Origin of the sequence: Haloactinopolyspora sp. (genome assembly GCF_027324685.1) — a bacterium.
In the GTDB taxonomy this organism is placed as follows: domain Bacteria; phylum Actinomycetota; class Actinomycetes; order Jiangellales; family Jiangellaceae; genus Haloactinopolyspora.
The window spans coordinates 25,785-36,986 of the sequence record NZ_DAHVSH010000036.1; the positions used below are offsets into that span (position 1 = coordinate 25,785).

9 protein-coding genes are annotated in these 11,202 nt (G+C 69.1%); 3 read left to right on the plus strand and 6 right to left on the minus strand.

Annotation, left to right across the window (positions count from 1 at the left end):
* Positions 1–4: 4 nt before the first annotated feature.
* From M6444_RS04935 to M6444_RS04950, 4 genes are all read right to left on the minus strand, one after another.
* The gene (locus M6444_RS04935) at positions 5–1,297 is read right to left on the minus strand and encodes a cellulase-like family protein (RefSeq protein WP_298323723.1); all 1,293 of its coding nucleotides are present in this window, start codon (positions 1,295–1,297) and stop codon (positions 5–7) included.
* An 81-nt stretch (positions 1,298–1,378) separates the two neighbouring features.
* Positions 1,379–2,164, minus strand: a complete 786-nt coding sequence (locus tag M6444_RS04940) for a carbohydrate ABC transporter permease (protein WP_363326244.1) — start codon at positions 2,162–2,164, stop codon at positions 1,379–1,381.
* A gap of 93 nt (positions 2,165–2,257) precedes the next feature.
* Positions 2,258–3,136, minus strand: coding sequence for a sugar ABC transporter permease (locus M6444_RS04945; RefSeq protein ID WP_363326245.1), 879 nt, complete (start codon positions 3,134–3,136; stop codon positions 2,258–2,260).
* A gap of 53 nt (positions 3,137–3,189) precedes the next feature.
* The gene (locus tag M6444_RS04950; RefSeq protein ID WP_298323728.1) at positions 3,190–4,497 is read right to left on the minus strand and encodes an ABC transporter substrate-binding protein; all 1,308 of its coding nucleotides are present in this window, start codon (positions 4,495–4,497) and stop codon (positions 3,190–3,192) included.
* 275 nt (positions 4,498–4,772) lie between these two features.
* Between M6444_RS04950 and M6444_RS04955 the strand changes: the two genes are divergently transcribed.
* The gene (locus M6444_RS04955) at positions 4,773–5,507 is read left to right on the plus strand and encodes an FCD domain-containing protein (protein WP_298323730.1); all 735 of its coding nucleotides are present in this window, start codon (positions 4,773–4,775) and stop codon (positions 5,505–5,507) included.
* Positions 5,504–6,649 (plus strand): galactonate dehydratase, encoded by a 1,146-nt coding sequence (gene dgoD, locus M6444_RS04960; RefSeq protein WP_298323732.1) that lies wholly within the window; start codon positions 5,504–5,506, stop codon positions 6,647–6,649. Before M6444_RS04955 ends, dgoD begins: the two co-directional genes overlap by 4 nt.
* A gap of 3 nt (positions 6,650–6,652) precedes the next feature.
* Here dgoD and M6444_RS04965 read toward each other — a convergent pair whose 3' ends face one another.
* Complete coding sequence (locus M6444_RS04965; RefSeq protein ID WP_298323734.1) at positions 6,653–9,976, minus strand: family 78 glycoside hydrolase catalytic domain; 3,324 nt, start codon at positions 9,974–9,976, stop codon at positions 6,653–6,655.
* Between the two features lie 176 nt (positions 9,977–10,152).
* On the opposite strand from M6444_RS04965, the gene M6444_RS04970 reads away from it, so the two are divergent.
* Positions 10,153–10,920: a maleylpyruvate isomerase family mycothiol-dependent enzyme gene (locus M6444_RS04970; RefSeq protein WP_298323735.1), complete on the plus strand. Its 768-nt coding sequence runs from the start codon at positions 10,153–10,155 to the stop codon at positions 10,918–10,920.
* A 9-nt stretch (positions 10,921–10,929) separates the two neighbouring features.
* Here the strand turns inward: M6444_RS04970 and M6444_RS04975 are convergent, their stop codons facing one another.
* Positions 10,930–11,118, minus strand: coding sequence for a hypothetical protein (locus tag M6444_RS04975; RefSeq protein ID WP_298323736.1), 189 nt, complete (start codon positions 11,116–11,118; stop codon positions 10,930–10,932).
* Positions 11,119–11,202 lie beyond the last annotated feature (84 nt).

Here is an 11,202-nt window from a genome sequence, read left to right on the forward strand (position 1 = left end):
AGTCCTAACGCCGCCAAGCCGGATCCGCCGGCGCCTCGCGGAAGGCCGCGTTGCACCAGCGTTGCAAGTCGGCCTCGCCCCACATGGCGTGGTGCGGTGCGGCGTTGGAACAGACCACGGTGCCCCGCGCTCCGACCGACGCAGCGGTCCGCACGGCGAGCCGGCAGATCTCCGCGCCGACCGGGCCTTCCTCGAACCAGCTGCCCAGCGGGGTGTAACCGACCCAGCCTTCACCCAGGACCAGCGGGACTCCACGGGACAAGGCGAAGTCGGCGGCGCCGTTGATCCAAGTCACGAGCTTGTCGGTCATGGCAAGGCGGTATTCGCCGTAGCGTTCGTACAGCCAGCGATCGAAGGCGTTCACGTCGCACCAGTCGTGCACGTAGATCTCGGTCGGGCGGACCACCGTCGCGTCCAGCTTCCACCGATCCGCCGCGGGCGGAGCCCAGTCCGCCAGGTCCGGCGCGTCGGGTCGCAGCAGCTCGGACCGGACGGCGTCCTGCGGGAACTCCGCGGCCGGGCCGCGCAGGCCGAACTCCTGGATCAGCCCGCCCAGCACGCCGTACACGTACGGGTGAAACACCGCGACGTCGATGTTCTCCGGCACGCCGCGTAGCTCGTCCAGCGGCACGCGCGCGTAGTTCACCGTCACCGGCACGTCGGGGTGCCGGGACTTGAACTGCTCGATACCGCGGGTCAGCCGGGGTTTCAGGCCGACGACGTACGGCTCGTCGGTCGCCAGGCCTTCGGTCAGATGCCCGCCCTGCACCTCGTTGTGCAGCTCGACGAACGCGACGCGGTCGGCGAGTCCGTGTTCGGCCAACAAGTCGATGAGGTCGGCATGGGCGTCAGCCAACCGCACGGCGCGCTCGTCCGGTTCGACGGCGAGGAGCGCGTCGAACCAGGCTCGGTCGGTGGCGAACGACGGGCTTTGCTGGTACTCCCAGCTCGACACGATGACGAAGCAGTCGTGCCGGTCAGCGGCCCGGAAGAGCTCGAGCAGGTGCTCGCGTGCATCGATCGTGGTGGTGTGTTTGACGTCGTACCAGCGGGTGCCCTGCCCGTAATCACCACCCAGCGGGCCGAGCTCGACCTTCGACGTGTCGAGTCCGGAGCCGAACAGCAGGAACGGCATCGCGCAGATGCGCACGGTGTCGTAGCCGAGTTCGACGGCGCGGGCGAAAGCAGCGTCCAGGTCCTCGAACGGCTCACCCGGCCCGGTGCGGGTGTACCAGGTGAAGTCCCACAGACTGATCGTCATGCGGTCGGGAAGGTGATCGGCGAGAGGAACGGGCACGTTCATGGCTCCTAGGTCGAGTCGAGTGCGACGGGGCTTGGACCCCGGCCGGGTAAGACCCCGGCCGAAGACGAGCTGCTGCTATTTGTTCGCCCCCACCAGCAGCCCGGAGACGAAGTGTTTCTGGAACGCGAAGAACACGACCGCGGTCGGGATAGCGGCCAGCACGGCGCCGGAGGCCACCACGTTCCAGTTGCTGACGAAGCCGCCTTGCAGGTTCAGCAGGGCGACGGTGATCGGGAACTTGGTCTCGGTGCGCAGCACGGTCAGCGCCCAGATCAGGTCGTTGAAGATCCACGTGGTCGCCAGCGCCGCCAACGCGGCCAGGGCGGGACGGCACAGCGGCAGGACGATTCGCGCGTAGATGCGCGCCGAGCCGGCGCCGTCGACCACAGCGGCCTCCAGCACCTCGTTCGGGATCGAGCGCATGAACCCGTGCAGGACGAAGGTGTAGAAGCCGAGCCCGAAGCCGACCTGGACGACGATGAGCGCGAATAGCGAGTCGTAGATGCCCAGCGACTGCGTGATGCTCGATACCGGAATCAGCAGGATCTGTGGTGGTAACAGGTTCCCGGCCAGCATGGTGAGCAGGATCGTCCGGCTGAACGGGATGGCGTGGCGGCTCAGCGCGAACGCCGCCAGCGAGGCCAGGAACAAGGTGGCGACGACGCCGATGACGGTGACGACGGCGCTGTTGGCCAGGGCTCGCCCGATCGCGCCCTCACTCAGCGCCGTGCTGAACCCGTCCAACGAGAACGACGCCGGCAGCGCGCCCAGGCCGCGCGCGGCGATGTCGTCGAACGAGCGGAACGCCACCGCGAGTACGAACACCATCGGTGCGACCCACAGCAGCGTCAGCGGCGCCATGCAGGCGTGGAAGATCCAGCCGCGCCGACGCGGCCCGACGTTGGCGCTGCGGCGGACCGTGCCGGGATCCACTGCGGTTTCGGTGGTCACGTCTCAGTCCTCCCGGGTCGCGCGGACGAGGTACGTGATGATGAACCCGATCGCCAGCACGAAGATCACCACGGCGAGCGCGGAGCTGTAGCCGAGGTTCAGCGCGGTGAAGCCCTGCTCGAACATGTAGGTGCTGAGCAGCTGGCTGCTGTTGTACGGCCCGCCGCGGGTCATGGCCCAGACGATGTCGAACGTCCGCAGCGAGTCGATCACCGTGATGGCGAACACGACCGTGTTCACGCCGCGCAGCTGGGGGAACACGACATAGCGGAACCGCTGCCAGGCCGAGGCGCCGTCGACGGCCGCAGCCTCTTCCAGGCTGGGATCGCAGCCTTTCAGTCCGGCCAGATACAGCACCATGATGTAGCCGACCTGGCGCCAGATCGCGGCGACGAGGACGGCGTACAGCGCGGTGTCCGGGTCGGCGAGCCATTGCCGCGCCACTCCGTCCAGCCCGATGTTCTCCAGAGCGGAGTTGACTGTCCCGCCGGGCTGGTAGAGCACACGCCAGAACAGTCCGGTCACCGCCAGCGCGAAGACCATCGGCAGGTAGATCGCGCTGCGATAGAGCCCGACGCCGCGCCGAGGCCGGTTCAGGGCGACGGCGAGCCCCAACCCGATGAGCACCGACAGACCACCGAACACGACGATCCAGATCACCGTGTTGGTGACGGCGGTGCGCACGATCGGGTCGTCGAACATCCGCCGGTAGTTGTCCAGACCGACTGGTTCGGCGGCGCCGACGCCGTTCCACTTCGTGAGCGACAGCGAGAAACTGTTCAGCGCGGGCCAGAACACCCAGGCCAGCTCGACGGCCAAGGGCACCAGCAGGAACACCCAGACCAGCGGCGGTACTCGGCGCCATCGACGCCCCGCGCGCACCGGCTGGCGCCCGTCGTGCGAGGACGTCTCCGGGGTGGCGACTTGCGTGGAACTCACCCTTGGAACACCTGCTCAGCAGCCTGCTGCCACTGGGCCAAGATGTCGTCTACCTGGTCGGGTTGGTCGAGGAAGCGGGTCAGGGCGGTGTCGGCCGTGGTCTGCAGCTCGTCGCTGGAATCGCGGTTGAAGAACTGGGTCAGCTGGTCGGACTCCTCGAGCAGCGTGATGCCCTTCTGGATCATGGGCGAGAAGCCGGAGGTGTCGACGTCGGTGGACGTGGGCAGGAACGCCCCGCCGGCCTTGGCGACGTAGACCTCTTGGCTCTCGGGGGCGGCGAGATGCGACATCAGCTCCTTCGCCCCGGCGGGGTTGTCGGTGCGGGAGGCCGCGAAGTACCCGTCCGTCGGCGCCTCTTCGGCCAGGGGCAACGAGTCGTCGATGATGGGGACCCGGAAGAAGTCGATGTCGTCGACGACGTCGGACGGCACGGACTCGGTGAAGAACGCTCCGACCAGGTACATGGCCGCCTTGTTCTGCACCAGCGGGGTGACGGCTTCCTGCCAGGAGTACGAGCGGCCGTTGGGGTCGATGAACGGGATCAGTTTCGCGTACTCGTCCATCACCGCGCGCACTTCGGCGCTGTCGAACGAGTGCTCGCCGCTGAGGAGCGCCAGGTGGAACTCGGGTCCGTTGATCCGCAGGTTGAGGTAGTCGAACCAGCCCGACGACATCCACGGCGTCGAGCCGGTTCCCATGGTCAACGGCGTGATGCCCTGCCCGAGCAGCGTCTCGCACAGCGCGAGGAAGTCGTCCCAGGTCTCCGGGGCCTGAATGCCCCACTGGTCGAAGGCGGATCGGCGGTGGAACACGCCCCACCAGTAGTAGTGGGTGGGGACGAAGATCTGGGTGCCGTCCTCGGTGGTGGACAGTTCACGCAGGGCATCGGAGAAGCCGGCGCACGCGCCATCGCCTTCCCACAGCTCGGACACGTCGAGCAGGAGCCCTTCCGAGGCGTAGTCGCGGGCCACCGAGCCCGCGTACCAGGTCAGCACGTCAGGCGGATTCTCCGAGGTGAGATACGTCGGCAGTTGGGCGCGGAAGTTCTCGACCGCCACGGTGTTGATGGTCGTCTCCGGACCGTCAAACGTGTCGACGACGGCTTTGAGGGCGGCCTTGGGCTGGGGGTCGGCGGCACTGGACTGCAGCGTCAACGGGCCGGAGGAGCCGGCGCTCTCACCGCCACCACCGCCACCGCCGTCGTTCGACCCGCCTGAACCGACGCATCCCCCCAGCGCACCAGACAAGCCGATGGCGGCGGATCCGGCGAGGAACCTCCGCCGAGAGAGGTCAGTCGTGCTCATGTCGCCCTCCTCCGCGCCGCGAGGGCGCTGTGGTCGTCAAGTTCCACCGGCGTGACGGCGGTCACTCCGACATCTTGAGGCCGGACAAGGACAGTGTCAAGAAATAGTCATACAAAATGCTTAGTGTTAGGTTCGTATGCAGCGGGTTGCATCAACCTTGACCGATGGCAGGGAGTACGGATGACGGGGAGCATGTTGGCGAGCTTGTGCGGCCGGGGCGCCGGGGCGTCCGCGCACCGCAATCGATTCGGCGCCGTGTTGAGGGGGACCCGACCATGACCCGACTTCCGCACACTTCTCCGTACCGCGGCATCCACGGCTCCGTCGTGGCGCACGTCGGTCAGCGGATCATCCGGGGCGACATCCCGCCGGGGCAGTCGATCGACCCGGTGCAGCTCGAGAACGAGCTCGGCGTCAGCCGAACCGTCGTACGCGAGGCGCTGCGGGTGCTCGCCGCCAAGGGGATGGTCGACGCGCGGCCCAAGCGCGGCACGTTCGTCCGCCCGCGCGAGGACTGGGCCCTGCTCGACGCCGACGTGTTGCGCTGGCAGACCGAGGCCGGGCCGGACGACGCGTTTCTCGACAATCTCGCCGAGGTGCGCGGCATCGTCGAACCGGCCGGGGCGCGCTTGGCCGCCGAGCGGCGCAGCGACGCCGACCTCGACGCGCTGCGAGCCGCTCTCGAAGTGCTCGCTGACCCCGACGCCGCAGCCGCGGATGTCATCGAAGCCGACCTCACGTTCCATCGCGTGCTGCTGTTCTCGGCCCACAACGAGCTCCTGCAGCAGATGGAGCTGGTCATCGAGACCGGGCTACAGGCACGCGACCTGCTGGTGCACGGGCAGGGCACCTGGGCCGACAGCGTGCCGGCCCACCGGGCCGTCTACGACGCCGTGGCCGCCGGAGACGCCGACGCCGCCGAACGGGCTGTCCACGACCTGCTCGAACAGGCCGATCGCGACGTTCGCGAGCTACGCACTGAACTGCGTGAAGAGAAGGAAACCCGATGAAGATCGTCGACGTCGAGACGTTCAGCGTGGCTCCGCGCTGGCTGTTCTGCCGCATCAGTACCGACGACGGTCTCGTCGGGTGGGGTGAGCCGATCGTCGAAGGCCGGGCCGAGACCGTCCGGGCGGCCGTGCACGAGCTCGCAGATCACCTGATCGGTCAGGATCCGCTGCGGATCGAAGACCACTGGCAGGTGCTGACCCGAGGCGGCTTCTACCGCGGCGGGCCGGTGCTGTCCAGCGCCGTCGCCGGTATCGACCAAGCCCTGTGGGACATCGCCGGTCAGTACTACTCCGCTCCCGTGCATGCGTTGCTCGGCGGGCCGGTCCGGGATCGGGTCCGCATGTACACCTGGGTCGGCGGCGACGAGCCGGGCGAGATCGCCGACGCCATCAGCGAGAAGCTCGAGCAGGGCTTCACGGCGGTGAAGATGAACGCCAGTGCGGCCATGTCGCCGATCGCGACCAGCGCCGAGACCGACGCCGTGGTGCGTCGGCTGGCGGCCGCGCGGGAGGTGCTGGGCCCGGACAACGACGTCGCCGTCGATTTCCACGGCCGGGTCTCGGTGGCCAACGCGCGGCGGTTGCTGCCGTTGATGGCGTCGCTGCATCCGATGTTCGTCGAGGAGCCGGTGCTGCCGGAGTTCGCTGGGCAGATCGATTCGGTGGTGGCCTGCAGTTCGGTACCCATCGCCGTCGGCGAGCGGTATTACCACCGCCAGGAGTTCACCACGCCGCTGGCGGCCGGGGTGAGCGTGGTGCAGCCGGACATCTCGCATGCCGGCGGTATCTCTGAGGTACGGCGGATCGCCGCCCTGGCCGAAATGTCCGACGCCGTGCTCGCTCCGCATTGCCCGCTCGGGCCGATCGCCTTGGCGGCGAGCCTGCAGGTGGCCTTCGCGACGCCGAACTTCCTGATCCAGGAGCAGAGCCTGGGCATCCACTACAACGTCGGCAACGATCTGCTCGACTACCTCGTCGATCCGGCGGTGTTCCAGTTCGTCGACGGTTACGTGGAGCGCCCGCAAGGGCCCGGGCTCGGGATCCGCATCGACGAGGACGCCGTGCGCCGGGCGGACAAGACCGGGCACCGGTGGCGTTCGCCGGTGTGGCGCCACACCGACGGCTCGTTCGCCGAGTGGTGATCGCTACGGTTGCCCGGCTGAGCGGCTGGTGAAGCGCCACCGGCCGGCGCCGACGGTGTGCACGACGTAGCCGGGCTCGGCCCGGATGTCGCCGACATGGCGGGACGGGGCGGCGGTGACGTCGTCTGCGGACTCGGCCGGAACGTGCACCTCGGCGGTCGACCCGACCGGCACCGTGACGTCCATCCGCAGCGACCGCCCGTCCTGGCGCCACGCCACACCCACCCGCCCGCGGACCGTGTCGGTGCTCAGCGACACGGACGAGACCTGCGAACGCGCGTCCGGGCGCACCACGATGGACCGCCAGCCGTCGGCGACACAGCGCAGCCCCGCCACGTTCTCCAGCAGCCACTGCACGACGGTGCCCTTGAAGTAGTGGTCACGCGAGCGCGTGTTCGCGCCCCACATCTCCCACATCGTGTCGGCGCCGGAGTCGATCCAGTGGCCCCAGCTCGGGTCGGTGCGCTGCAAAGCCACCTTCGCCGCGGTGTCGGCGTGTCCGTGCGCGGTCAGGACCGGGAGCAGCACCTGCGTCCCGAGGCACCCGGTGTTCAGATGCCAGTCGCGTTGTTCGATGTCGGCGACCAGGCTGTCCACGACGGCTTGGACGTACTCGTCGGGCACCAGGCCGAGTGCCAGCGGGACGGCGTTGGACGTCTGGCGGTACTCGGGGTCCTGGTCGGTGCGATACAGCCCGCGTTCAGTGTCGAGGAAGGTCTCGTTCAGCCTTGTCCGCAAATCATCGGCCGCCGACCGCAACCGCGCCGCCTCGTCGTCGTGCCCGAGTAGCTCGCCGATCTCGGCCATCGCGATCAACGCTCGATGCAGATACGCCGTCGCGGTCAGCCGGGTGTCCTCGGGCGGGTTCCCGCCGGTGCCGGGGGACAGGTAGTCGCCGAGGGCGGTGACGGCGAGGCCGTCCTCCAGGCGGCCCAGCTCCCAGTCCACATAGGCCAGCGCCGGTTCCCAGTGCTCGCTGAGCACGCGGGTGTCGCCGTACCAGCGGTGCATCTCGCGCAGCAGGTACGGGTAGACGGTGGTCCACTCCGGCGCGGGCGCGAGCTCCTGATAACCCCATCCGCCGCTGGGGACGATGACGGGAATCTGGTCACTGTCGATCTGGCTGTCGCGCAGGTCGCCCAGCCACTTGGTGAAGAACGGCGCGAGGCCCAAGGTCAACGCCATCGTCGGTGCGCCGACCTGGGCGTCGCCGGTCCAGCCGTTCTTCTCGTACATCGGCGTGTCGGTGGGGAAGCTGTGCAGGTTGTTCAGCACCGTGCGGCGCATCATCCGCTCGAGCTGGACGTACGTCGGCTCGTCGCAATCGAACTCGGTGATCTCGGCGACGTCGGAGTGCACGACGCGCATGGTCACCGTGTCGGTGGTCGGAGCGCTCGGCAGCCCGTCGAGCTGGACGTAGCGGAACCCCTTGTATGAGAACTTCGCCTCCCACACCTCCTCGCCGGTGCCGCGCGCGGTGTATTCGTCCACCTGGAAGCGTCCCGGCACATGCCCGGTCGACGCCTCGACGGTGCCGTCCGCGGCCAGCGCCTCGCCGTGGCGCATCGAGATCGTGGTTCCGGCAGGTGCCGTCACCCGCAGGCGCGTCCACCCCGCCGTCGTGCGGCCGAAGTCGGCGACCCACGTACCGGGCGCGGGTTCGGTGAACGAGACCGGTGCGACGTCCTCGATGACCCGGATCGGCTCGTTCTCCTGGGCTCGCAGCGTCCCCGCGGGAGCCGGCAGGACGCTGGCCCGAGCCCAGCCGCCGTCGTCGAAAGCTGGCTCGGTCCACCCGCCTTGTTCGAGCCGGGCGTCGTAGCTTTCGCCGGCGTACAGCGAGTTCGAGACCGTGGGCCCGTCGGCGACTCGCCACTGCTCGTCCGTGGTGATCTCGGTGACCGAGCCGTCGTCGTGCTCGACGACCAGGCGGGCTATGAGACGCGGCTCGCCGTGCCAACTCGCCTGCTCCCAGCGCCAGACGTTCGGTGTCGTCATCCCGAAGAAGCCGCGGCCCAGCTCTGCGCTGAGCGCGTTCTCGCCTTCGCGCAGCAGGTCGGTGACGTCGTGCGTGACGTAGAGAACGGTCTCGTCGTAGTCGGTGAATCCGGGGTCGAGGACGGTGTCGCCGACGCGCGCGCCGTTGACGTGCAGTTCGTGGTACGCCAGGCCGCTGGCGTAGAGCCGCGCCCGGGTGATCGAGCGGTCGAGGGTGAACGTCCGGCGCAGCAACGGCGCGGGCTGTTCGGGGACCGGTACCGAGACGCCGTCGCCCCACGCGCCCTCGCCGTACGGCGCGAGCACGACGACCGAATCCCAGCCGGAGTCGTCGAACCCGGGGTCCTGCCACCCGTCGACCTCGGTGCCCGTGCCCACCCAGGAGTCGTCGGTCCTGAAGACGAGCTCGTCACCGGCGCTGGTGTGCACGACCAGTTTGGCGATCAATCCGGCCGGGTTGATGCCCGCGCCGGGCCGGTTGGTCGCCCGCGCGGCGAGCACGAGGTCACCGCCGGCCGCAGCGGCGACGATGCCGGTGACCTCCGTCGTCTCGGCGCTGCGCCACCCGTCGACCTCGACCGGCGCCGACAGCACCTCCTGGCCGTCGAGGTAGGCGGTGTAGTCGTCGTCCGCGGTCATCGTCAACTGCGCGGAGACGACGTCGGCGCCGGCCGGTAGCGTGAACCGGCCGCGGAACCAGGCCGGGCCCTCCGGGGCGTTGTCCTGGGTCGCGCCCGGCGTCCACACCCAGGACGCACCGTGCACGTCCGGACGTTCCACTCCGGTGGGCTCGGCGCCGATCCACTGAGCCGCGCCGAAGCCTTCGTCGCGCAGCCCGGTCTCGAACCACGCCGGGTCGCTCCATCGTGTTCCGCGGCCGTCGCCGTCCCAGAGCCGGACCCGCCAGTGATAACGGGTCCGAGGGGCCAGCGGCGGGCCGGCGTATTCGATGCCGGTCGACTCCGCGGAGTCCACCCGCCCGGAGTCCCACACGTCGGCGTGCCTGGGGTCGAGGAGGCCGGGGTCGGTCGCGACGACGACCTGGTAGGCGGTTTGGACGGCGCCGTGGCCGTGGGTGGTCGGAATCCACGCCAACCGGGGTCGCGTGACGTCGGTTCCCAGCGGATTGACGGCGTACTCCGTGGTCACGTCAGCGATACGGAGCGGTCCGGCCCCGCTGGATGTCGCCGGGCCCGCGGAGGCGGTGTGGCCGACACCGAAGGCAGCGATTCCCGCGCCCGCGGCGGCCGACCCGAGCAAGGCGCGCCGGCTGAGCCGAACGGCATCAGGGTGGACGGTCTGCTCCTGGTCTTCCGGACGGTCAGCCATGAGACCCCTCCGTGGTGAATCGTTCCAACGCGATGGCGTGAGAGTTCAGCGGCAGTTCAGGACGTGTCGGGAAGGCTACGCAGCATGATCGCCGGTGGCAACGGTCGTGACTGGAACCGGCCACCACCGTCGCGGCCTTGGGGTCGCTGTCGGTGCGGGTCCGTACGATGCGGCACATGCCGATGCGCCTGGCCTTCGACGATTACCTCGATGCTCTGCAGCTGGCCGGGTCGGGCCTGCAGGTCGCGGCCGGTGCGGCCGGCCTGGAGGCTCAGGTGCCCACGTGTGCGGAGTGGGACGTCGCCGAACTCGTCGCGCATCAAGGCATGGTGCACCGCTGGGCGGCGGCCAATCTTCGCGGCGAACGCGAGCCCGACACCGAGGAGTCGCTGGCCCAGGCCAGGACGGCCCCGGACCTGTTGGCGTGGTTCGCTGCCGGCTTGGAGGCCTTGACCGACACGCTGCGCACCACATCCGACGACGCCGAGGCCGTGGTCTTCTTGGCCGACGCTCCGGTGCCCCGGTGGTTCTGGGCTCGCCGGCAGGCCCACGAAACGACCATCCACGGCGTCGATGCCGTCTCAGCCGTCCTGGCCCGGCGCCCCTCGGCGTCCGACGTGACGATTCCCGCCGCGGTCGCCGTCGACGGTATCGACGAGTTGTTGTGCGGTTTCGTGCCGCGCCGGTCGGGCCGGCTGCGTGCCGACGAGCCGTTCACCGTGGCCGTCCGCGCCACCGACACCGGCGACGCCTGGTCGATGCGCATCAGTGCCGACCCGGTGGTGACCACACCCACGGACACCGTCCACCCCGACGCCGTGCTCTCCGGCACTGCCGTCCAGCTCTACCTGGGGCTGTGGAACCGGAGCGATGAGATCAGGGCCGAGGGGCGCGCCGACGTACTGGACCTGTGGCGCACGCAGGTCCGGGTTCGCTGGAGTTGAGCCGGATCGTCAGACCGCGAGGTGGCCCAACTCGGCTGGGGCCAGCGGCTGAGAGTTGAAGTCGTCCGTCTCTTCCACGGGCGCGGGATTGATGGTCAGGATGGCTATCACGGCCACGAGCGCGATGAGTACGCCGACTCCGACGACCACAGCGAGTTCCATCCGGTATCGGCGTTCAGCGGTTGCCTTGTGTTGCACGGCTACCCCCCGATAGCCCAAAGTGAACAAACTTTCCAAAACAGACTCTACGGGCGCTGTCAAGGGTTGAGCTGCTGCTCAGCG

Coding starts and splice junctions, on each gene's coding strand:
- dgoD (WP_298323732.1), top strand. CDS start 5,504: ATGAAGATCGTCGACGTCGAGACGTTCAGCGTGGCTCCGCGCTGGCTG.
- M6444_RS04955 (WP_298323730.1), top strand. CDS start 4,773: ATGACCCGACTTCCGCACACTTCTCCGTACCGCGGCATCCACGGCTCC.
- M6444_RS04965 (WP_298323734.1), bottom strand. CDS start 9,976: ATGGCTGACCGTCCGGAAGACCAGGAGCAGACCGTCCACCCTGATGCC.
- M6444_RS04950 (WP_298323728.1), bottom strand. CDS start 4,497: ATGAGCACGACTGACCTCTCTCGGCGGAGGTTCCTCGCCGGATCCGCC.
- M6444_RS04940 (WP_363326244.1), bottom strand. CDS start 2,164: ATGGCGCCGCTGACGCTGCTGTGGGTCGCACCGATGGTGTTCGTACTC.
- M6444_RS04970 (WP_298323735.1), top strand. CDS start 10,153: ATGCCGATGCGCCTGGCCTTCGACGATTACCTCGATGCTCTGCAGCTG.